At 56.9% G+C, this 22,234-nt stretch carries 16 protein-coding genes; 2 read left to right on the top strand and 14 right to left on the bottom strand.

Annotated features, from left to right (window positions below; genetic code table 11):
* Nucleotides 1-57 precede the first annotated feature (57 nt).
* Both ACTHXA_RS10915 and ACTHXA_RS10910 read right to left on the bottom strand, forming a co-directional pair.
* A complete protein-coding gene (locus ACTHXA_RS10915; RefSeq protein ID WP_441672263.1) occupies nucleotides 58-1,038 on the bottom strand; it encodes an SGNH/GDSL hydrolase family protein in 981 nt (326 codons plus the stop codon).
* Nucleotides 1,039-1,103: 65 nt separating this feature from the next.
* A complete protein-coding gene (locus ACTHXA_RS10910) occupies nucleotides 1,104-2,603 on the bottom strand; it encodes a hypothetical protein (protein ID WP_441672261.1) in 1,500 nt (499 codons plus the stop codon).
* 713 nt (nucleotides 2,604-3,316) lie between these two features.
* On the opposite strand from ACTHXA_RS10910, the gene ACTHXA_RS10905 reads away from it, so the two are divergent.
* On the top strand, nucleotides 3,317-4,858 hold the full coding sequence (locus ACTHXA_RS10905) for a glycosyltransferase family 4 protein (RefSeq protein WP_441672259.1): 1,542 nt from the start codon (nucleotides 3,317-3,319) through the stop codon (nucleotides 4,856-4,858).
* 8 nt (nucleotides 4,859-4,866) lie between these two features.
* Nucleotides 4,867-6,963, top strand: coding sequence for a hypothetical protein (locus tag ACTHXA_RS10900; protein WP_441672257.1), 2,097 nt, complete (start codon nucleotides 4,867-4,869; stop codon nucleotides 6,961-6,963).
* A gap of 61 nt (nucleotides 6,964-7,024) precedes the next feature.
* Here ACTHXA_RS10900 and wecB read toward each other — a convergent pair whose 3' ends face one another.
* The 12 genes from wecB to ACTHXA_RS10840 form a co-directional block, all read right to left on the bottom strand.
* On the bottom strand, nucleotides 7,025-8,092 hold the full coding sequence (gene wecB, locus ACTHXA_RS10895) for a non-hydrolyzing UDP-N-acetylglucosamine 2-epimerase (RefSeq protein ID WP_441672255.1): 1,068 nt from the start codon (nucleotides 8,090-8,092) through the stop codon (nucleotides 7,025-7,027).
* A 109-nt stretch (nucleotides 8,093-8,201) separates the two neighbouring features.
* The gene (locus ACTHXA_RS10890; protein ID WP_441672253.1) at nucleotides 8,202-9,170 is read right to left on the bottom strand and encodes a Gfo/Idh/MocA family oxidoreductase; all 969 of its coding nucleotides are present in this window, start codon (nucleotides 9,168-9,170) and stop codon (nucleotides 8,202-8,204) included.
* A gap of 3 nt (nucleotides 9,171-9,173) precedes the next feature.
* A complete protein-coding gene (locus ACTHXA_RS10885; RefSeq protein WP_441672251.1) occupies nucleotides 9,174-10,271 on the bottom strand; it encodes a DegT/DnrJ/EryC1/StrS family aminotransferase in 1,098 nt (365 codons plus the stop codon).
* Nucleotides 10,272-10,273: 2 nt separating this feature from the next.
* The gene (locus ACTHXA_RS10880; protein WP_441672249.1) at nucleotides 10,274-10,885 is read right to left on the bottom strand and encodes an acyltransferase; all 612 of its coding nucleotides are present in this window, start codon (nucleotides 10,883-10,885) and stop codon (nucleotides 10,274-10,276) included.
* Nucleotides 10,885-12,201 carry a nucleotide sugar dehydrogenase gene (locus tag ACTHXA_RS10875; protein ID WP_441672248.1) on the bottom strand — a complete coding sequence of 439 codons (1,317 nt, stop codon included), beginning with the start codon at nucleotides 12,199-12,201 and terminating at the stop codon, nucleotides 10,885-10,887. Before ACTHXA_RS10875 ends, ACTHXA_RS10880 begins: the two co-directional genes overlap by 1 nt.
* Nucleotides 12,202-12,290: 89 nt before the next feature.
* Nucleotides 12,291-14,507 carry a glycosyltransferase gene (locus tag ACTHXA_RS10870; RefSeq protein ID WP_441672246.1) on the bottom strand — a complete coding sequence of 739 codons (2,217 nt, stop codon included), beginning with the start codon at nucleotides 14,505-14,507 and terminating at the stop codon, nucleotides 12,291-12,293.
* Nucleotides 14,504-15,259, bottom strand: coding sequence for a hypothetical protein (locus ACTHXA_RS10865; protein ID WP_441672244.1), 756 nt, complete (start codon nucleotides 15,257-15,259; stop codon nucleotides 14,504-14,506). Before ACTHXA_RS10865 ends, ACTHXA_RS10870 begins: the two co-directional genes overlap by 4 nt.
* A 105-nt stretch (nucleotides 15,260-15,364) precedes the next feature.
* Entirely contained in the window at nucleotides 15,365-16,102 is a 738-nt protein-coding gene (locus ACTHXA_RS10860; protein WP_441672242.1) for a hypothetical protein, read from the bottom strand.
* Between the two features lie 56 nt (nucleotides 16,103-16,158).
* Entirely contained in the window at nucleotides 16,159-18,381 is a 2,223-nt protein-coding gene (locus ACTHXA_RS10855; protein ID WP_441672240.1) for a glycosyltransferase, read from the bottom strand.
* Nucleotides 18,378-19,172 (bottom strand): hypothetical protein, encoded by a 795-nt coding sequence (locus ACTHXA_RS10850; RefSeq protein WP_441672238.1) that lies wholly within the window; start codon nucleotides 19,170-19,172, stop codon nucleotides 18,378-18,380. The genes ACTHXA_RS10855 and ACTHXA_RS10850 overlap by 4 nt, the downstream gene beginning before the upstream one ends.
* A gap of 10 nt (nucleotides 19,173-19,182) precedes the next feature.
* Nucleotides 19,183-20,949, bottom strand: coding sequence for a glycosyltransferase family 4 protein (locus ACTHXA_RS10845; protein ID WP_441672236.1), 1,767 nt, complete (start codon nucleotides 20,947-20,949; stop codon nucleotides 19,183-19,185).
* Entirely contained in the window at nucleotides 20,946-22,208 is a 1,263-nt protein-coding gene (locus ACTHXA_RS10840) for a glycosyltransferase family 4 protein (protein ID WP_441672234.1), read from the bottom strand. Before ACTHXA_RS10840 ends, ACTHXA_RS10845 begins: the two co-directional genes overlap by 4 nt.
* Between the last annotated feature and the right edge of the window lie 26 nt (nucleotides 22,209-22,234).

The raw sequence follows: 22,234 nt of genomic DNA, 5'->3' as shown, positions 1-22,234 counted from the left end.
CGAGGCAAATCACCCATCGACCGTGTCCACAACGTCAGTGGGAAGAACACCTAGGTGTCAGCTATTTGGGCGCCGAATGACGCGCCTAATAGATCGGCGCAGGCGCACAAGTTTACGTTGCGGTACCCCGTCATCCGGCGGCAGCGCATCGACCAACTTCGTGGTGAGAGCTGAACGCGTCACAACCACGGGCTTGCCAAGGTTAGGCATGACGTCCTTTTCGAGGAACTCGGTAAACAAGTCCCCGACGACTCGCTGGCCGTGGTCGTTCAGGTGATAGTCGTCGTAGAACAGATCTGGGTTTCCGTCGCACAGTGTCTGCAGATCCAGTAGTGGCACACCGAGGTCTTTCGCCGCGGCTCGCGTGCGCGCGTCAATCTTCCGCTGAAGACGTGCCAGTTCGTGGTAGCGCACATAGTTGACCTTTTTATGCATCCATGTGTCCACTGTGTAGTCAGTAGCTCGATGCGGCGAAGTCGCGAGGCTGAGATGCAGACCGATTGTCGCAGTAAACGTGTGAATGGCTCGAACCGTGGCGAGGTAGTCGGTTGACCTCGCGGGCCGGTCATTGGGTGTGCCGGGGAGGACCGGAGTATAGGTCTTATTTCCTGTCCAAAATCCGCCCGGATGCCACATAGCGCCTGTGTCCGATTTCGGAGTGAACGCGACAACCGCATCACCTGGCTTCGCGATTCCGGCAATTTTTGCAAGCACAACCAATGCAAGCTGCAGACTCGTCATCCCGGAATATCCGCCATTGAGTATGTTGGCGTCCAACCGATGGGCAGCGCGCGCAACAAACCGTTCCTCTGGCAGTGCAAAGAGCGACTCAACGAATGAGCCCCCAAGTACGAAAATATTGCTACGTTCAGTTGACCGAGGTGCGCCAGTGTCAATGAACCCATCATGCGTGGCGGTCCGGATGAACGCCGTCTTCTTCAGTGTGCCGTCCGTGCCAGCTAAGTACGCATCGGTCGGCACGAATTCCCCCGATGCGCTTGGTGCTGATTCCTTGAGTCGGATTATTCTCTTCGCCATCCGAATCGATTATATGCGTAATCACGGGGCGTGGGACACCACGCAGACATGGCTCCATGCAGCACTTACTTGCCAGGAATTTTCGGTAGCCAATCCGCTTCCAACCACACATCTGCAAGTAAGAGTCGAGAGAGCATAATATTTAACCATATTGGGCCCTTTTCTTTGGGGAGCCTACTCCTCAGTTGACTCTCAGAGGTTTGCGTTGCCTCCTTAATTAAACTCCGCAAATCAACGGAGATGAGTCGACGAATCTGGCGCCAACGCGGACTCGAAACTAGGAACTTAGCCAGGCTCGTTAAAGGGCTACTGAGGAATTCAGGATCTTCGAGTAAATTTTTATCATGCCTACGCACTTCGCCCCGGTACGGAATTGGCTTTGCATTCCGCAGCTCGTAGCCTGGCCCAGATATTCCGTCCATCGGCTTAGTGCGTTCAAACCGAAACTTACTGTCCCGATGAAGCGGAACTTCTAGTGCCTCGGGCCAAATTTCCTTGATCGCGAAAAATGAAGCAAATTGATTCATCCGACTTCCGAATGTCAAAGAGTCCGCAACCGCCGCCACTTCAGAGTCAATGAATGGATAGAACATCTGCGCGTCACGGTCCATTTGAATGGCATGTGCCTGAAGATAGCGACTGGATCTCATGTCACGGCCCCATTGATAAAGGAGTTCGTAATTAGCGAATGACGGCACGGATGCTTTCCATTCCTCAATTGCGCGATTCGAACGCGAATTCCCTTTATCATTGAGTATCCATGAGCTGGTACTCAAGAGGAGGCGGTCAATCGTCTCGAGAGAAGTGATGCCAACGCGTTCCAACACACCCTTGAAAAGTGGCCATTGGCCGGACGCAACTGATTCACCCTCGTGAAGTTGATATCCGACCGCATACGGCGATACACGCGACTCCGACGGAATCACTCCTTGGGTCTCCAGAATACTCCTCTTCATCGATTTGACTACCCCGGTAGGCTCCAGAAAAGGGGAAGCCATCGCGACAAAGTCAATACCAGCCTTGTCGGCCAATTGAGCAGCAATCTGGGTTTCTTCACTGTTTTCGTCACCATTGCAGACGCCAGTGATTGCGACACCGTCTAGCTCGCGAAGAAGTCCCAGTAATAGTCGACTATCTTGTCCCCCACTCAAGCGCAATTGAATGCGTTCAGGCCGTGTTGCCTCGTAGAGACGGGTCGTCGAGGCTCTCAGTGCCGAAACTAGCTCTTTGGCTCCACGCGCTTGCGGTTCGGACACGTCAGAGAACTCTTGCTCCTGCACGACAGGCGCATCCACGAATGCCATTTTGCTGCCATTGATGGAGATGGCTTTTCTCGGTGCCAACACCTGGACATCTTCGAATGGGGAACAGCCACTTACCGAAAATCCAAAATTGAGATACTCAGTAATATAATCACGAGAAAGTCTGATCTGCCTCCTTCCCTGTATCGCGAGACAGATGGCTATCGTCAATGGGCGATTCGATATGTAGAAGAAATCAGTATCTTGCCCGAAAAAAATCGCTTCCAGGGTCGGCACAGTATTCCAAGCGACCACCCGATCCATGTCTCGGTCCCCGGCAATCGCCGCATACGAGCCGTGGGTACTGGGCAGACCACGAATCGTTCCAGCGACAGTCCGGACACCCTGTATGAGGCGGTCCGCCGTACCTGGCGCCGTAGATGCAATCCAACGACCAGATTTGCGAGCGATGGGTTGCGTCTGATGTTCAGGATCCCACGTGGTAAGGATTCCCCCCGTGGAGGTGAGTCGCTCAGTGACAGTGAGCTCGCCAGAGTACCTAGGCCCCAAATATGGCGCGAACAGAGCACCACATGCTTCAGCCACGCGTTTCGCACGTTCGCCAGCGTTCGCGGACGGAGCCTTGGGAATTATCGATAGCAGGACTGACATAAGCTCTTTCTGCTCTCTCTACATGCGATTACAACATACTTAATACGGTGCTGGCGCAGACTACCTCAACGTGGATGTTTATCTGTCGAATCGCTGCCGGCACATCGCACTTCAGTAACCGTTAGAATCCCCGGCTTGCCGGCGCCGGGCTCTGTCCTGGCAATACCGACGTACGAAACTGCAGTCGTCATTAGGCAGCATCGTTCTGGCAAGTCTTCACCGGATGAATGCGGGCGTTCGCGGCTGCTAACCTCAGTAGATGCCTCGGTCGTTGCCCAACGGAAGCAACGACGTTGACGAGCGTCTCGCACCGTGGGCCATTAAGATCGACATTGCACCGACTGCCGCTCTAGGAGTAAAAACCCTTGCAAGTTCCGAAGCCAATAGCACGCAGAATCAAGAGCGTAGGTCGACGCGCGCCCCAGCCCGTAAAGGCCTTCTCCAAGAAGCTGCTGGGACCGCTACTCAAGTCGTCATCGACTAGTGAATCCAAGCAGCCGATTTCCGGCTACGACAAAACCTTCGGTGTGACGGCGGAAGTCTTGGGAGACACCTACGACCCTGAATCATTACTTGCCATGCTGGCATTGGAAAACGAGGCACTACGCAAACAGCTTTTCGCTGCCCTAGACAAGCAGGACGTAGGCGTACCGGAGACGGATCCGTCCGCGGCAGATGAGACCCCAAACAACGACTACGAAGTTGCACTCGCGAACACTGACCATTTTCTGTCGCTCCAAGGTGATGTACGCGACAAACCGCGCCACTTGGTAATCGCCAATAATTACCCAAGAACGGGTAGCGAATATGCAAACGGTTTTATCCATCGCCGCGTTCTGCATTACCAGCAGCAAGGAGCGCACGTCGATGTACTTATCGCCGGATATTCGGCTGATCAAGAAATATTCGAATACGAGGGAATACGGGTACTCGCGGGCAACGGTCCCGAGATCGACACTCTCCTAAAGAAGCAAGTTTATGACAGCGTAAGTGTCCACTTCCTAAACCCCCGAATGTGGGAGTACATCGAACCACACATTTCAAATATCTCGCTGCACGTTTTCGTGCACGGCTATGAGACAAGCCATTGGATTCGTCGAATCATGAACATTCCCAATGGCACGAGCCTTGAACGGTCCATTGATCGCACTATTTCACAGCAGCGCCATTGGCAAAACGTCGTGAACCACCCGGTTGGGCCAACCTCGTTCATATTTGTTTCTGACTGGCTTCACCGCGCTGCGAGCCAAGACATGCGTGTTCATTTCCCGAGATCACGCACGCAAATAGTACATAACATAATCGACACTGACCTGTTTCCTTATTTCGAAAAAGACCCATCTCAGCGCTTCAAGATCTTATGGATACGCAGCGCACATAACCTGAACTATGGGCACGACATCGCTATCAAGACGATTCAGTCTCTATCACGGAACCCACTATGGGAAAATATTGAGATTAAGATTGTTGGCGATGGAAGCTACTTCTCCGATTTTACAAAAGAGCTTGGCACTTTTCCAAACGTAACTATCGAGCAAGGCTTCATATCGCAGTCAGAAATTAGCAAGCTCCACAAAGATTACGGAATCTTTCTTGTCCCTTCACGACTTGATACTCAAGGAGTCTCTCGTGATGAAGCAATGTCCTCTGGCCTTGTACCAGTGACAAATTCAGTGGCCGCCATCCCTGAGTTTGTTTCCGAAAGCGAGGCTGTACTCGCACCTGAAGAGGACGCCCAAGCACTTGCAGACGGCATCCTGAGACTCATGAAGAATCCGAACCTCTTTTCACAAATGTCTCGTGCAGCCGCAAATCGTGTACGAAGTCAGTCGTCACCAGAACGCACTGTTGACCGCGAAATGAAGATACTCGGGATTGATCCAAGTACCCGCGAATCAGGAGAATGAGAGATCCAGTGAAGATCCTGCTGCTAGTACGTAATATCGGCCCAGCTGAAGGGACGATTTTCAATCGCCTCAAAGAAGAGGATCACGAAGTTGAAGTATATGACGTCAACGGAGAGTGGCTAAGACCCCACAAATCCACACCAATATGGATGAAGGGCTACAGATTACGCCGTTCAATTCTCGCGGCAAACCAGTTCAATCATGGAATAGCGAACGACAATTTTGACCGAATAATTGCTATTGGACTTGAAGCAAGCGGCTTCGCTGCCAATATACTAAATCAACCATTCATTCCACTCCTGTTACGCGGTTCGCTTGATTTCTCTACACGTCGGTCAAATCTTGTTCGAGATTTCGAGGCAGTCCTAAAGTCTGTCGACCGATTGCTACTAGACGACGAGTGGGAAATGGACAAGGCAGGGGCAAAGGGATCACAGTTGCCACACCTCCGAGCACCATCGTTGCACGCATTCAATGATAAGTCTTTACTTTCGCAGGCTACAAAAACAAAAATTGCTTTAATTCATCCACTCAACAGCGATGAAGCGCGAGTTGACGCTTATCTTGAAGCTGCACAATCCGCAATTTCAGACGCGGAAGTTTTCAAACTCAGTGTCGAATCACTGTACTCGACCCGTGACCTTAGACAGAATAGGAGTGTCGCACCTACCGTTAAATTACGCCTCGAAGGTGCAACGCATGTGATGTTCGTCGGCTCGACCGCACATCATGCTCCGGTTCTTTCACTCCTCCGTCCCGATTGGTCGAGAGTTGTCGTTGAGGAAACAATTGGGGCTTGGTATTTCACTAATGACCTCAATTTCGCGGAAACTGGTCGCGGGCTCAACTTGGTAACCAAACTTCGGCAAACGGTACACCAGCAACAGCCTGACTCCGAAATTTCAAATACAGATCGCAGTACCGAGAGTTTCTTAGAATCGCTTGACGAATGCATGGGACGCAAAGTTCCCGAATTGTATGAGGAGTTGAGTGCGTTCTCTCAACCCGGACCCCTCAACGTATTTCTTTCTGTAGCGTCCCTTGAGGATCGAACGAATGGAGCCAGGCCGCAGCGCATCCGAAATCTTGCGCAGTCACTTGCTGAATTTGGTCCCACTGTTCGTGTATTTGCCGGACCAAACACCGCGCATCGCCGACTCACTCTTCTCCGCCGCTACCTTGCACAGCAAGGCGAAGTCGGCATCCTGTACGGGGAGAACTCCACGACACCGATAACTTCAGACGCCGTCGTAGAAGATATAAGTAAATTCATAGATGAGTTCCGCGAAGCAGGTGGTAAGAGTGGATTCTTCATTCGCGATCTCTATTGGCTTGAAGACAAAGACGATTACGTCACAGACGCGACAGAGTTGCAGAATATGCGCACGCGCGGAGCAAACGAACTGGAGCAGATTGGCGATCACTGTGATGTCCTGTTTTCTCCAGTCGAGGCCACCGGCCGTCTATATAACCAACTGCTAGAAAATGCTGGACAGGCAAGCCGTTCCTGGCACGCACTACCGCCGGCCGTGGCACCGGCAAACGTATGTAACACCGTCTCACTTTTGGGCAGTGACTTGGTCGCTGGAACAACTCTGTTGTACGCGGGCGGTCAAGGAGCCGTATACGGCATGGACCAATATCTGACCGCAATTTCCAGCCTTCCTAGCGAGGGATACTGGTTTGATTTCATTGCACGTCAAGGTGAAGTGGATCACTTGCTCAAGTCGCTAGCAAGGTTCGGCCTCGATGAAGACCCACGCGTACGAATCTCCACAGTTGCGTTGGACACATATTTGCCTCGAACAAGTAGGTGCATTGGAATCAATTTGCTCGACAGCGACTATGCAAAGGCGGGCTTCCAGTATAAGACTGTAAGCATGCTCGAACGTGGGTTCGCAATGCTCTGTTTTGAAGACATGGCGATTGCCAATTTTGTCGTTAGCAATCGAGTTGGCATCGCTTGCGAACGAAGCGTCGATTCGATAATTGAGGGTCTCACTGAAATCGAAGGCAGTATTGCTTCAGAGGACATCGAAGCTGCGCAGAAATCCCAAACTTGGCACCGTCGTATTCAAGACATTCGCGAGGCGTTGAATGCCTGACCAGAATTGATTGCTCAGAACCTAATTTACCGCGCGCGGATTTTTGCGTGATTGGCGGCTTCTAGCTGGCTGAATAGCTCTCCATGAGTGCACGTGCCGCGGTAATCGCTGCATCACCCTTCCCATACGGAGCATCCTGCTCCGAGGTCGGCGCCTCGCGCACTGCAACATCAGCGACTTGCGTTAGGTTCGGGTCCAAGACATTCCAGCCATCGACAAGAGTCTCAACCCATTCCGTTTCTGTGCGCAGAGTAGTGCACGGCGTCTGTAGCAAGAAAGCTTCCTTCTGCAGGCCGCCGGAGTCAGTGACAACACCCGTCGATGCGTCAATCGCGCGCACCATTTGCGGATAACTCAGTGGATCCACTATCCGGAGAGATCCACCGCCAAGCTCTATACCGTACTCACGTGTCTTTGCAACCAGTCTTGGATGTGCTGGTAGAACAACCGGGAGTTTCAGTCCCGCTAGTGCCTTGATTATATTGTCTAACCGCTTTGGATCATCCGTATTTTCCGCTCGGTGAATAGTTGCGAGGACAAATGTCTCGTCCGCTGTTAGGCCTGGAATCGGTTCATTTTTTTGTCTAACTAGATCACGCGTTTGCCAACAGACATCGACCATGACGTCGCCAACCAATCGCGAACGCTGCGCAAGCCCTTCTCCCGCAAGGCATTCCATCGCGGTTTGTGTTGGGGCAAGGCAGAGGTCGGCCGCATGGTCGGTGAGAACACGATTGTGTTCCTCTGGCATAGCGCGATTGTAAGAACGGAGCCCAGCTTCCAGATGTGCTAGTGGAATTTGTAATTTGACCGCAGAGAGTGCGCCGGCAATCGTCGAATTCGTGTCACCGTAAACCAGGACCCAATCAGGCTCTAGATCCTCAAATGTCGTATCCATCTGGCTCAGCATCGCACCAGTTTGTTTGCCGTGAGTTCCAGACCCAACGCCGAGATGAACATCTGGCGCGGAGATATCGAGATCCTTGAAGAAACTATCCGACATGTTCGCGTCGTAGTGTTGACCAGTATGGATAATCTTGTGCTCAATACCGAGCCTTTTAAACGCGCGGTCCATTGGCGCCAGCTTGACGAATTGCGGCCGAGCCCCAACGATACTTACAACCCTCATTCGGCGTGCCTTTCTATTTCATTCTAAATGTGTTGCGCATCCAAAAATCGCGTCAAATCCCGAATACAGCTTCGAGGCCACGCACGCGAGCAATTCTGAAAGCGACCTTCTATTTCACACTCGAGGCTTCGAGCATCCCTTCGGCCACCCGCAGTGTCTCAAGTCCTTCGGTCATGCTGACGTGAGTGTTCTCTTTACCGAGGATCGCATCTCGGAATGCTTCATGCTCTGTCTTGAGTGGTTCCTGCTTCGGGAACGCGTATCGGATGACGTCACCTTCAGTAACTCCACGGAAGTTCTCGACCGGCTGCCACGTGCTCCGGACTTCGCCGTTCTCGTAGAACGTGAGGTCCGCGGTGAGCGTGTCGGCGATGAACACGCCATTCTGCCCTGTGACCACGGTTGTGCGCTCCTTGACTGCCGACAGCCAGTTCACAGTGTGATTGACGATGACGCCGTTCTCTAGCTGTCCGACGGCCACGACCATGTCTTCGTGTTCGCGACCGGTGATTCGGACTACCTTCGCATTGATCTCCGCATACTTGGTCCGGTTCAACCACGCCGTCAGATCAATGTCGTGCGTCGCAAGGTCTTTGACGACTCCTACGTCAGCGATGCGTGAGGGAAACGGTCCCTGGCGACGCGTCGCTACTTGATAGACCTCGCCAAGCTGACCAGCATCAATACGTCGACGGAGTTCCTGCAGCGCCGGGTTGAAGCGCTCGATGTGTCCAACCGCGCCGATCAGCCCACGTTCATTAAATGCTGTCGCCAGGCGCTCACCGGCTTCGACGCTGTGCGCGATGGGCTTTTCAACCATCGTGTGTACGCCAGCTGAAGCGAGTTTCAAACCAACCTCTTCGTGCATTCCGGTCGGGACTGCACACACAACTGCATCAACGCCGAAATCGATGAGCTGATCCACGGTTTCGAAAAGCGGCAGTTCTTCGGCAACACCGTGAGCGTCACCCATCGCGTCAGCGACTGCAACCAACTCGGTTCCTTCAATCCCCCGCATGACGCGAGCGTGATGACGCCCCATCATCCCGAGGCCGATCAGTCCAGTGCGAAGCGTCATGGCTTAGGCCTCCTCGACGACAGTATTCACGGCAGCAATGATGCGCTCGAGGTCCCCCGAGGTCAATGAGGGATGCACAGGCAGTGAGAATACCGAAGCTGCAGCGATCTTGGTGTTCGGGAGGTCAGCTTCGACGTTGAACGACGGAAGCTCATTGGTCGGCACCGGGTAGTACACACCGGTACCAACCTGGAACTCATCCTTGAGACGCGCAAGCAGTTCGGTGCGTTGCGCAACGAGTGCCTCCGGCAGCTGCACGGTGTATTGGTGGTAAACGTGCTCAGCGCCTTCGGCCACCACCGGCGTCTTGACGTCACGAAGGCCCGCATTCAGAGCAGCCGCGTTTGTTTGACGCTGCTTGGTCCAGTCGGCAACTTTCGTGAGCTGAACTCGACCGATAGCAGCGTGAATGTCGGTCATTCGGTTATTGAATCCGACCAGCTCATTTTGATACTGCACTTCCATACCCTGGTTGCGAAGTAGCCGGAGCCTGCGTGCTACTTCGGCATCCTCGACGGTCACCATGCCACCCTCGCCCGAAGTCATGTTCTTCGTCGGGTAGAGGCTGAACACGCCCCACGTACCGAACGTACCGACCTGCTGACCGTTGAGCGTCGCTCCGTGTGCCTGTGCGGCGTCCTCGAACACTTGCAGTCCGTGCTTTTCCGCGATTGCGAGAATTGCCGGCATATTGGCCGGATGGCCATAGAGGTGCACCGGCATGATCGCCTTTGTCTTGGGCGTGATCGCAGCTTCGATGCGCGCTGGATCAAGGTTGTAGGTATCAAGTTCGATGTCAACGAACACCGGTGTCGCTCCGGTCAGCGCAACCGAGTTACCCGTCGCGGCAAAGGTGAACGCCGGCACAATTACTTCGTCTCCAACGCCAATACCAGCGGCAAGTAGCGCGAGGTGGAGTCCAGACGTTCCAGAGTTCACTGCCACCGCCGTGCGGCCAGCGGTCAGCGCAGCAGCAAATTCTTCTTCAAATGCCTTGACCTCGGGGCCTTGGGCGATCATTCCGGTCTGCAGCACACGATCTACCGCGGCGCGCTCTTCTTCACCGATAATTGGCTTCGCTGGAGGGATAAAATCCACCATGGTTAGGCTCCTTGGTTTTCGGCGACGAGGGCTCCGTCTACCTCACTAAAACGGTCATGTGTGTCCGGGCAAACGAGTGCCCCGTCACGTTCGATGAGACGGTGGCCCGTCTTCCCAACCCAGCCCAATTGCTTCGCTGGCACGCCGGCTATCAACGCATGATCCGGGACGTCCTTCGTGACCACAGATCCTGCAGCGATCAGCGACCAAGCACCGATCGTCACGGGAGCAACACAGACGGCACGTGCGCCAATCGCCGCGCCAGTTTTGATAGTCACACCAACCGCATCCCAGTCGGATGCGGCCTTCTGCGTTCCGTCCGGGTTGATAGCGCGCGGATAGGTGTCATTCGTGAGCACCACCGCTGGACCTATGAAGACCCCAGACTCAAGAACGGCTGGTTCGTACACCAGTGCATAATTCTGCACCTTGCAGTTATCACCAAGCGTTACACCGGTACCGATATACGCGCCTCGACCAATCACACAATTCTTACCCAGCACCGCATCTTCACGAACTTGCGCAAGATGCCACACTGACGATCCGTCGCCGATCTGTGCATTCTCAGCGACATCCGCGGAGTCAACGACTCGATAGTTGGGAGCGTCAACCATTACTTTGTGCTCTCGGCAGCGATGCCAGGCTTACCGATAACTCGACGGGTCACACTTTCCCATTTCGCTGGGTCCGTGACGTTTCGACCGTCGACAAGCGTTCGGATGCCAGGGAACTTCTGCGGAGTCAGATCTTTATAGTCCTGGTGGTCAGTTTGAATCACCACTGCATCAACATTTTCACCGAGGTGATACGGAGCAAATCCGAATGCCGCGAGTTCATCGTCGGTGTAAAGCGGATCATGAACGGTAACCACCGCGCCACGTTCCTTGAGTGCCTCAACGGTGGCAAAGACCCCCGAGAACGCGGTCTCTTTGACTCCGCCACGGTATGCAGCACCGAGCACGGCAACGCTCTGGCCTTCGAGGTCGGTATCGTGAGCACCAGCCAGGAGCCCAATCGCAAAATTGGGCATGTCCGCGTTCAGCGCACGGGCGGTCCGAACGATCTCTGCTTTCGGATCATTCCAGAGGTAGAGCCGCGGATACACCGGGATGCAGTGGCCACCAACCGCAATACCGGGGCGGTGGATGTGACTGTAAGGTTGAGAGTTCGATGCTTCAATCACCTGGTAAATGTCGATGCCGTTTTCACCTGCGTAGCGAGCGAACTCGTTGGCAAGACCGATGTTGACGTCGCGGTAGGTCGTCTCTGCGAGTTTGGCCAGCTCGGATGCTTCAGCACTCCCGAGGTCCCACACACCGTTTTCTCGCTCCAGGTCTGGGCGGTCATCGAAGTCAAGCACTGCCTCGTAGAATTCCCGCGCCCGCTCGGCCCCTTCGGCGCTCAGCGCACCGATGAGCTTCGGGTACTTGCGCAAGTCGGCAAACACTCGACCGGTAAGTACTCGCTCCGGCGAGAACACGAGGTGGAAGTCTTCGCCTTCTTTGAGTCCCGAAATTTCTTCGATCATTGGCTTCCAGCGAGTGCGGGTGGTTCCCACCGGCAACGTGGTCTCAAACGAAATGAGTGTGCCAGGCGTGAGGTGGGCCGCGAGTTCGTTGGTCGCAGCATCCATCCAGCCGAAGTCCGGCACCGCGTTCTCGTCAACGAACAGCGGGACGACGAGCACAATGGCGTCCGCCCCAGGAATGGCCTCAGCGTAGTTCGTCGTCGCTTTCAAGGTGCCGTTGCCGACGGTCTCTTCGAGCTTTTCTTGAAGCTGGTACTCGCCGGGAAAGGGTTCCTTTGCTTGGTTAACCATGTCGACCGTCGTCGCGTTGATATCAACACCGATGACTTCGTGACCCTTTGTGGCGAACTGGACTGCAAGTGGCAGGCCGATCTTTCCAAGTGCAATTACTGCGATTTTCAAGCGGAGGACCCCTTGTTTCAGTTCAGACAAAGCTTCGCGGGTACTTGCGAATCTCAAGCCCCGTCAAGCGCTTAGGCTAACACGCACCCCTATCGTTGCTCGGGACCGCAGACCGCGTCCACCCAAGCTTCTTCAACGATCTGCTCGTCAAATGGTGCGACGACGCTGCGAGCAATCTCGATGCGACGAGCCCGAATGTCTGCGTCGCGGTTCGTCGCGAGAATGAACTCAGCCGCTGCTTTCGTGTCCGGGACGACAAACTCGTCGCCAAAGATCTGCCGGACGCCCGGTCGTTCCCAGAAGACGGGCAGTGCCCCGGATGCGGTACCTTCAGCCGGGGCGAGGTGAAAACTCTCGGTGGTTGACGGCGACAGCATCCAGCCTATCTTGCGGTACCAGTTCGCCATATCGGCGCCGAACGGCTCGAATGCGATCGCCGTATGCAGGTTGTCCGCGCCGAGCCTCGCAAAGAGGTCCAGATACGCTTCGCGCTGCTCGGGCTTTTGCCAGAGGTGGCGATATTCCCAGGGCATGCGGCCGCGGATGTGCAGGGTAAAACGGTCGTCTTGCTCACGCAGGCGCCGGAGCAGCTCGATCGCCCGGTCGGGTCGTTTGAGTAGCGGCACGAAACCGACAAGCCCGATTCGATGTTCGCGACCCGCCACCGCTGGCCGTCTGAAGTCGGCGAAGCTCACGGCATTCGGGATGACCGCAACCTTCATAGCAGGCACTTCGAGCTGCTCCTCGATTAGCTCACGCGTGTACTCCGACACGGCGATGAACAGGTCGACGTTGTCGGTGTCGATCTTGCTCAGCCAATGCCCACGGAACTCGAACATGTGCAGGCGCACGACGAGTCGCTGGTCCGGACGCTTATGTTGCGAGTACCACACGGCATTCGACCCGGCCCACTCGCAAATGACAATGTCGGCCCAGTCAAGACATTCTTGTGATGCGGCAGCGTCGTGACGGTGCAGTGCTTCCCAGTGGTCAAAGCGCAGCTCAACGCCGCGCAGTCGCTGCAGAATTGTCACGAGCTCGCCAGCAAATTTAAGGTCGTGGCTCGCCAAGAGCACTCGCAGCGGCCGATTAGACCGGCGGAGGCGCTCGGGCAGCTCAACTGCATCCGAGAAACCTTGGTCGTTCGCGACAATGCCGATTCGGCGCAGGTAGCGCATGAGGTCACTGACGCGGCTCGCCATCCGGTACTGCTCGGTCGCGACATGGACTCGCTCTGATAGCCCGTGCAGTTCAGGCAGCGCATCTCGAATCCGGGATGCGATGTCTGCCACAGAATCGGCACGTGCATCGACCAAGAGCGGGTAGTCCTCGCCCAGGAGGTTCTGGTGCATTGGCGTGCGATTAATGATCGATGGGACGCCAAGTCCACTCGCTTCGAGTACCTTGGTCGACATCTCGAGGCTGAGGTCGAGCTGAGTGCTTCGCCAGCTCAGCGCAATGTGAGAATTCGACACCATCTCGAGGCTCGTTGCTCGATCTTTCCCGCCCGCCCAGTGAACTCGTGGCTGCTTGCGGTTGATCAAAGCGTTCATCCGCAAGGCCCAATTCGGGTCGCTTCGCTCGTTGTGCACCTTGTCGCCGACCATCGTGAGTTCGGCAATGACGCCGAGTTTCTCAAGCTCGGGAACGAGCTCGGGCATCAAATCCGTTCGCCAGTCCTTGGCGAACTTGCCGGTGTAGATAAGGCGAAGTGGATTCTCAGCGGTACCGAGGGCCTCTTGCGCAGCAACTTTTGGCGTCAACGTATCCGGGATCATCGGCCCCAATAGCAGCGCCTTCCCCGCCGCCTCCGGAATCAACGATTCGAGTACCGAACGTGCCTCATCGGTCTGTGCCAGCACGAAGCGCGCGCGGCCAGCGAGCTCACTAAAAATACGCTGGCGATCTTCGTCGAAACTTTCCGAACCATAGGCGTACTCGGTGACATATGCCCAAAGCTTGCTTGCGAGTGATGGCTGCTCGGAAAGCGCCCGACACACTTGCAGGCCGCGAGCCATAACGACGTCATACGGCGCTTGTGCATCACGAGCTTCGGCAATGGCTACGACTTCAGCGTGTGTCAGTGCATCGGCCGATTCTGGAGTGGCATCGAGCACCGTGACACCGGGAATCTTGCGTAGAGGTCCCGACAAGAGCGCGCGCGTCTCGGGAGCCTTGAGCTGCACGTCGACTTGTGCGCCCGTGCCCGCCCAAACCTGTGCCATCGATTGCAGCCAGATTGCGGAGCCGTCGATGATGTTGAGATTGACATCACCGTAGAGAAAAACTCGGACGACCCGCGTCATGCTGCGACCTCCAATGATCGGATGATGTCAACGATTCCCACGGGTGCGTTACCCGGGTTCTCCGTGAAATGAGTTTGTTCGGTTGATTGCTGGCCCGGCAAAAGCGGCTGCAAAAGTGTCGACTCTTGCAACAGAATTGCACCGTGATAGTGCGGCTGATCGCCTCGAACGACGAGCCAGCAGGTAACCCCGCGATAGCGTGCGGCTTCAACGGCGTCGGTCACTTCACGAATCAAGCTCACGCCGGTCGGTTCAAGGGCGCCATCCCAGACACCGGTGAACCCGGCGAGGTCGATCACGAGGACTTCAGCGCTGTCGGCAAGCGCACCGGTAATCCCTGGCACGAACTCACTGACTTCGTGGCCCGCAGTGCAGAGTGCGTCGCGCAAGTCGCTTGCGAAAATACCGGCAACAGGCCTGCCGCCTTGCGCGGTGCGAGCGGGTGCCGCGTGACCGAACATGGCTCGCCCCAGTCGAGCCGAAGCCTCGGGGTCCAGCGTAGTGCCAGCTGCCGCACGACCTGCGATTGGCTGTTGTCTGCCCTTGTCCGAAGCACCGGTTGGCTGTGCTGCAAGGCTCAGCGGATCAAGTGGAGGCTGTGCCTGTGCATTAGACGTTGAATCGGAGACCGGGGCGACGGTTGATTGCGCACGTTGCGGCAGTACTTTTTTCGCGACGCGCTTGACGCCCTTCCGAATGCGAGTAGGGAGGGCCTTGCCAATCGTTCGAACGAATTTCTTTGGTTTCGACATGTCCTCGCTCAATTTAGCCCCGGTCGCCATTGGTAGCGATCAGATTACGCCATAGCCTCTTGGAACCTCGCGAGCCAACTTCCGCTCACTGCGAATTGGGAGGCCTCATGCAATTGCATTCGAAGGTTTGATATCGCTGCGGCGGCGCTCGAATCTTACCGTGTATCCATCACCGTTGCGGCTGAGTCCGATCGCGTAAAGCGGGGCCACGACGAGCACTGAGGCGCCGATCTTCTCTACGAGTTCTTCAACGTGATACGTGAGGTAGTACGCGGTTGAGTTTCGACCAAAGTCCATCAGCATCGGGAACGCTTCGATTGCGATTGCGCCGAACAAGAGCACCGCGATGCCTATCATGAACGCTCGTGAAGACTCCTTCGGAAGTTGCCGTGCACAAAGCCAGATGAACAACACGAGCAGGATCGCGAGCGGTACGCCGATAATGAACCACCCGAATGAACTGAGCGGGTTCTCCCCGACGAATTTCTCCCACACCAGTCCGAGAAGCTGGTGAAATCCCGCGAACTCATCCAGCGACATTGCTCCAAGCATGGCTGAAAGTCCACCCCATGGAAGCCATCCAAGCTTGCCGTCAAATTTTGCAACGACCCGAGCAAGCCCGACGGCAGCGGTGGTTGATCCCGCGATTAACAGGAGTCCCGCGTTCCACCAGGTAGGGAGGTTCCGTTCATCCGACACATCGAAAAACTCCCGGATCGGTGACGTGTAGGAAACGCCGAGCACGGACATCATCAGCGAAGCGAGCACGAGCAGCACACTCACCGCGATGAGCACGATAAGAATCTGATGTTGCCAGCGAACTCGACCTCGAGCGTTCTTCATACCTCGAGTAAACGCAAGGTAAATGAGACGTAAATGAGGAACTCACGGCGTGTCGCCTACTCGACGTGGATTAGCGCACTCCACAATCGTTCGACCTCTTTCTCATCGAAGTTTTCGGCAACTCTGCGAGCGAGAGACCGATACCGCGCCAGCCGCGAAACGTCATCGACTGAATCCAGAACGAATTTTGCAGCCTCATCATTATTTGCGACTACGAAATCATCTCCAAAAATATCCCGCACACCGGGTCGATCCCAGAGCAGTGGAACCGCTCCAGAGGCCATTCCCTCCGCTGGCGCGAGGTGAAAACTCTCAACCGTCGACGGTGAAAGAACCCAGCCAATCTTCCGATACCAGTTGCCCATGTCCGCACCAAATGGCTCAAAGGCAATCGACTCGTTGAGGTCAGAACCGCCAATTTTCGAGAACAAATCCATATAACTCTCGCGCTGGCGAGCCTTTCGCCACTCGTGCGGGTGTTCCCATGGCATCTTGCCTCGCACGTGCAAGGTAAAGCGATCGTCGTGAGCACGCAGCCTCCGCAAGAGCGCCACCGCACGATCGAGTCGCTTGCGCAGCGGCACGATTCCGACGATCCCCAGGCGGAACTCGCGTCCTTCGATTGGCTCGCGATCAAGATCGGCAATGCTGATGGCGTTCGGGATAACCCTGACACGCTCGGGTTCCGCGCCGAGTTCATCGATGATGTACTGCCGATAGTGCTCTGAGACAGCGATGAACTGATCGACCTGATCGACCGCAATCTGCGGGAGCCAGTGCCCTCGCAACTCGAACATATGGAGCCGGACGAACAGGCGCTGTCCCGGCCGTTTGTGCTGGGAGTACCACACGGAATTAGCGCCGGCCCACTCACAGATCACTACATCGGCCCAATCGACGAGCCGCTGCGAAGCCAATTCATCGTGCTTGTGCAAGCCTGCCCATTTGTCGATGCGCAACTCGATGGCGGAATCACGACGGAGCATCTCAATGAGCTCGCCAGCGAATTTGAGGTCATGCCCCGCGAGTCCCACTTTCAGCGTCTTTGCGGTCGCCAGTGATGTTAGCCCAGCAGTAGAGGAAGATGTTGGCGCTGTTTCGGCTCGAGCCTCCCCACTTTCTATTCGGCGCCCTTGCGTACCCCAACGAGAGAGGTACCGCTGAAGATCTTCTGCCCGTCGACTCAGTCGGTAGGGGTCCGATACCGCGCGTACCCGCGCCGATAGCGTCTCGAGTTGCGGCAGTGCTTCCGCAATTTTCCTCGCAATATCGGCAGCTGAGTCCTGGCGAGCGTCGACAAAAAGCGGGTAGTCACCGCCAAGCAGTTCTTCGTGCATCGTGGTGCGGTTGACGATGGATGCGACCCCGACTGCCGAGCTTTCGAGCACCTTTGTGGAGATTTCAAGGCTGAGGTCGAGGTCGTCGGTGCGCCACCCCAGTGCCAGATCCGACTGCGAGACCAGTCGTAAACTTTCCTCGCGACTCTTCGCCCCAGCCCATTTCACGGCAGCATCACCCTTGGCCATAACCGCACGCATGTTTGCGGCCCATCCCGGATGCTGAGGCTCGTTGTGAACCTTGTCGCCAATCATTGTGAGGTGCGCGGGAACACCCAGCGAAGCCAGTTCCGCAACAATGTCTGGCATCAAATCGGTGCGCCAAGCGCGGGCAAATTTACCCGCGTATACGAGTTCGAGCGGCTTATTTCCGCGGGTGCCGTCGGCATTCGGTTCCAGCTCGTCCGGAATCATCGGCCCAAGGATTTCAGTACGGCCGGCCGCTTCGGGCACGCGTGCCTCGAGCACGGATCGTGCCGCAGCCGTTTGCGCGAGCATCACGCGGCTGCCGCGCGCAATGGTTGCGATCTGCGTGCGCTGCACGGCGTCGAACGTCTCACTGGCGTAGCCGAATTCGGTGACATATGACCACAGTTTGTCACTCAGCACGCCCTTATTCGTGAGGGCAAGACACGCATTAATCCCGCGGACCATCACGACGTCGAAGTGATGTTGTGCATCCAACTCAATAAGCCGGTCCGATAAATCGGTCGGTTGCAGCGCAGATTGTGACCGCGGCGGATTCGCCTCGAGCACCGTGACGTTGGGCAGTGCCCGGAGCGGGCCCGTAAGCAGGTCCCGTTTTTCCACGGCCTTGAGTTGCACGTGCACCTCGGAACCCGCTTTCGACCACGCTTCGGCGATCGCGGGTAACCAAATCGCTGACCCGTCGATCACGTTGAGATCGACATCGCCGTACAGCAGCACCTTCGTCTTGCTCATTGTGCACCCCCCAAACTCCGCAAGATGTCGATGATTCCCTCCGGCGCATCCGCACCGGCATCTTCGGTAAAGTGTTCGCGTTCGCGTTCATTGGTGGGGTCAACCACCTCGACCGACTCCAAGCGTCGGAGCTGGAGTGCGCCGAGGCGATGCAGATCGTCACCGCGAAGAACGACCCAGGTCGTAATGCCTTTCTGTACTGCAGTGGTAATCGCATCTTCCAACTCGTCGTACAACGCAACTCCAGCGGCATCCAATGCGCCGGACCACGGGCCGTTGAAGGCCGCCAAATCGACTATCACGACTTCGGCGATCGCGGCGGCAGCCCGTGCCGTGCCAGGTATCAGCGGAACGACGCGGTGTGAACTCTCTTCGAGCACACTGCGGAGATCACGGCCGAGAATTCCCGCAACGGGGCGCCCTCCGGCTTCGGTTCGGGCCGGTGCGGTGGCTCCGAATAGAGCACGATGCAATCGCTCCGGCGCGTCGTGTCGGGATGCGCTGCCCGCCCCGGCCGCGCGCCCCGCGACAGCTGTCTTCCGTGTCGTTGTTTTCTTCTTACGTGCCTTAGTGGACTTCTGTTGCGGTTCTTCGCGCACCTCGAGATCGAGCGGGTCAGCTGGTCCGAGCACGCGAACAGTACCCTTACGTCCAAACGCCGTCCGGACCTGTGATTCGAGCCCGTCGGGCATTGCATCCAGCGCGGCTTTACCGACGGCTTTTGCTCGATTGCGAAGCTTCGTCGGCACGAGCCCTGTTGCTTTGTTCACGACCTTGCGAAATCGTGCCATCGTATCCGTCCTACCTCGTCAATTCGCGGTACACATGTTCGTATGTGAGGGCATTCGCTGACCACGTGCGACCGTCCTTGACCCATTCTCGAGCGGCAGCGCCCATCTTTGCCCGCCGCTCAGGGTCGGCAAGTAGTGATGAGAGTGCGTCAGCGAGCGCGTCGACGTTTTCGGCTTCGAAGAGCAGCCCCGTTTCATCATCGACCACGAGCTCTTGCAACGCGGGCAGGTTGGATGCGACTACGGGCCGACCCACTGCCGAAGCCTCAACCGATTTCATTGGTGTCACGCTCCGCGTCACGCTGAGATCGCGCCGCGGCACGACGAACAGGTCCAGGGCCGCGTGGTGCCAAATGGCTTCGGGACGCTGCACGCGGCCCGGGAACTCGCAAATGTTTGCGATGCCGAGCCGCTCGGCAAGTACTTTGAGTCCCGGCAACGCGACACCGTCACCCGCAATGTGCAACCGCAGTTTCGGGTTCGTCGGCGCCAGTTTCGCGACCGCTCGCACGAGGAGGTCAAGCCCCTCATAGTCGACGATGCTCGAGACTGTGCCGACGACCTGCGCATCCGGCTGAATACCCAAGCGGGCGCGCGCATCCGCCTGCCCTGGTGGGTCATCGGTGAAGGGCACACCGACCGCGTTCGGACACACCGAGATATTGATTTCGGGGACTCCGCCGTCGATGAGCCGCTGTTTCATCATGGCGCCAAGCGTGACGACGTGATCGGCCGCTTTCGCGGCATCGAGCTCGCGTGCTTGGAACTCACGGTAGCGTTGCGACTCCAGCGCTTCCGGCCCGCGAGTGGATGCCCACGTGTCGGCAAGTTGGCCGCGCACTTCGTACACGAACGGGATACCGAATGCGCGCGCCACCGCGCCGACCGCGAGTGCATTCGTGAAGTGCGTCGTAGTGTGCAACACGGCCGGGCGAAACTTTCGGACCTCTTCCGCAAGGAGGCGCGCATGTTGGTCAACGCGCTCCTTCAACCCTTGCCCGAGCGTCGCTGGCAATAACCTGATGTATCGAATGTCCTCAACCACATCCTCACCAGCCGCCCACGGCACCCCAACCTGGACCGGATACCCGGGTCGAGTGACTGCGGCAACCTCGTGACCGAGTTGCTGCACGGATTTCAGGATTGAATGGCTGCGCTGCGCATACCCACTCGAGGTATGCGGTGCCGAGTTCGTGAGGACGTGTAAAACGCTGCCCGGGCGGGGAATGTAGCTCGATTCGGCAGGGAGTTCGGGGACATAACCCGCGAACACCTGCTGTTCCCCGAACATCCGTTTCGCGAGCGATTCGTTCCGGGGGTGTCGGGACGCGAACTCGACGGCACCGCCGTGGTCGCCCCGGTACAGGGCAATGCGGGAAGCGACCGCGAACCACACAGACTTTCGCTCAGCCCTCGGAACGGATGCGAGCATCTCTTGCGCCCGGTCAGGTTGCCCCAACGACAATGCCACATCCGCAAGGTGAGCGATACGACGCGAAGCCCTTGCCCTGCGATCAGTGACGTCAACGTTCACCGCATCGTCGAGTGTTTGGTTGGCTCGCTCACGGTCGCCAGCGATTGCATGGCCAATGGTTTCGAGAACTCCGCCACCTCGATTGGTGATCTTGGCGAGGCCATTGCCGAGCGCGCTGCGAGCTTGCACGGGCAGTCGCCGGGAGATCTGCAGTGCAAGCTGTACCGGGTCATCAACGATGTGTTCACGGACGGTTTGGGCCGTGAGCGCTGCATTCTGCGCCCAGGGTCGACGGAGCTTCATCGCGATTCCTCTCGTTGCGACTCGTTTTCACCGTGAACAACGCGTTCGAGGACTTCCAGGTACGACGCCGCGAGGTCGTCGAACTGCACATTGTTCGTCACCCAAACACGGCCAGAGTCGCCGACTTCCAACCGGTCGCGGTGAGTCGCGAGGTCGCGCCACAGTTCAATGAGTTGTTGTTCATTGCCGGGCGCGACAACGTCACCGCCTCCGGCTTCAAAGAGTAATTCGGCGCTTTCGCCGCTGAGGATGCCGGTGACGTGACGCCCGGTGGACAAGAGCTCATACAGCTTGGAAGGAACCGTCCAGGTGAAAGGCTCCCAGTCACGCAATGACGCGATCGTCGTGTCCGCCCACGCATAGTGTTGCGCAACCTCGTCGCGTGGGACGGCGTCGAGAATTGTCACGGGATTGCCGAGTGACTTGTTCAGATCGACGAGACCCTCACGATCGTGCCCCTCCCCTACGAGTCTTACGTCGACCGGGACGCCTTGTCGATTAAGCTTTGCCGTCGCGCGCACGATCATCTCGAGGCCTTGGCTCCGGCCCATGGTGCCGATATAGAGCGCCCGCAATTCCGTGTGATTATCGGATGCAGACGGCATCGCCCGCATCGCGCGGGCATCCGAGCCATTGCGCACCACCGCGACGTTTCGTATCCCACGGCTTTCGAGCACGCCCGCGAATGTCTTCGTCGTTGACACGACCCGGTCGGCGGAACGCTGCAGCCAGGTCACTCCCGAGTGAATCGCACGCTTCGCAAACGACACCGCGACGTTACTCGTTCCCATGCCTTCGACGTGCGTAATGAGATCGGGCCACGCATCCCGCATCTCGACCACATAGGGAATGCGAAACCGCTTGGCGAGCCACTGTCCGGCAAGCAGTGTGGGTACCGCCGGCGCCGTCGCGATGATCACATCCGGGCGCACCCGGCCTGTACGAATGAGCCTGCCGCCGCGTGTAATCATGCGCTGCGCGGCAAAGAGGTGGTCGAGGGAGCGGGTGACAATATCGCCGCCGTGGCGAAGCAAGCCGACGCGATACACCGCCGCACCGTTATCTGCTCGGTCGGAGGATCCCGGCGCATAATAGCGGTGGAATCGTTCTTCGACCCGGCCATTTGGGTGGTGAGGCGGTGGGCACAGCACTGCTACCTCGTGCCCGGCAGCCACGAATTCGCGGATGAGCGCATCCCATCGCTTTTGCGGGGCCCCCGTCTCGGGAACAAAGTAGTGAGTGAGCAGTAGAACTCGCACCGACGGCCTTTCGAATCATGGCACAT

The sequence above is a fragment of the Gulosibacter sp. genome, assembly GCF_052090685.1.
In the GTDB taxonomy this organism is placed as follows: Bacteria; Actinomycetota; Actinomycetes; order Actinomycetales; family Microbacteriaceae; genus Gulosibacter.
The sequence above is the reverse complement of the archived record's forward strand: the minus strand, read 5'-3'. Positions and strand labels throughout refer to the sequence as shown.

Excerpts from the sequence above, each read along its gene's own strand:
- ACTHXA_RS10885 (WP_441672251.1), bottom strand. The coding sequence starts at position 10,271 with ATGGTGGATTTTATCCCTCCAGCGAAGCCAATTATCGGTGAAGAAGAG.
- ACTHXA_RS10855 (WP_441672240.1), bottom strand. The coding sequence starts at position 18,381 with ATGAGCAAGACGAAGGTGCTGCTGTACGGCGATGTCGATCTCAACGTG.
- ACTHXA_RS10870 (WP_441672246.1), bottom strand. The coding sequence starts at position 14,507 with ATGACGCGGGTCGTCCGAGTTTTTCTCTACGGTGATGTCAATCTCAAC.
- ACTHXA_RS10865 (WP_441672244.1), bottom strand. The coding sequence starts at position 15,259 with ATGTCGAAACCAAAGAAATTCGTTCGAACGATTGGCAAGGCCCTCCCT.
- ACTHXA_RS10890 (WP_441672253.1), bottom strand. The coding sequence starts at position 9,170 with ATGACGCTTCGCACTGGACTGATCGGCCTCGGGATGATGGGGCGTCAT.
- ACTHXA_RS10915 (WP_441672263.1), bottom strand. The coding sequence starts at position 1,038 with ATGGCGAAGAGAATAATCCGACTCAAGGAATCAGCACCAAGCGCATCG.
- ACTHXA_RS10845 (WP_441672236.1), bottom strand. The coding sequence starts at position 20,949 with ATGAAGCTCCGTCGACCCTGGGCGCAGAATGCAGCGCTCACGGCCCAA.
- ACTHXA_RS10910 (WP_441672261.1), bottom strand. The coding sequence starts at position 2,603 with ATGGATCGGGTGGTCGCTTGGAATACTGTGCCGACCCTGGAAGCGATT.
- wecB (WP_441672255.1), bottom strand. The coding sequence starts at position 8,092 with ATGAGGGTTGTAAGTATCGTTGGGGCTCGGCCGCAATTCGTCAAGCTG.
- ACTHXA_RS10880 (WP_441672249.1), bottom strand. The coding sequence starts at position 10,885 with ATGGTTGACGCTCCCAACTATCGAGTCGTTGACTCCGCGGATGTCGCT.
- ACTHXA_RS10860 (WP_441672242.1), bottom strand. The coding sequence starts at position 16,102 with ATGAAGAACGCTCGAGGTCGAGTTCGCTGGCAACATCAGATTCTTATC.
- ACTHXA_RS10850 (WP_441672238.1), bottom strand. The coding sequence starts at position 19,172 with ATGGCACGATTTCGCAAGGTCGTGAACAAAGCAACAGGGCTCGTGCCG.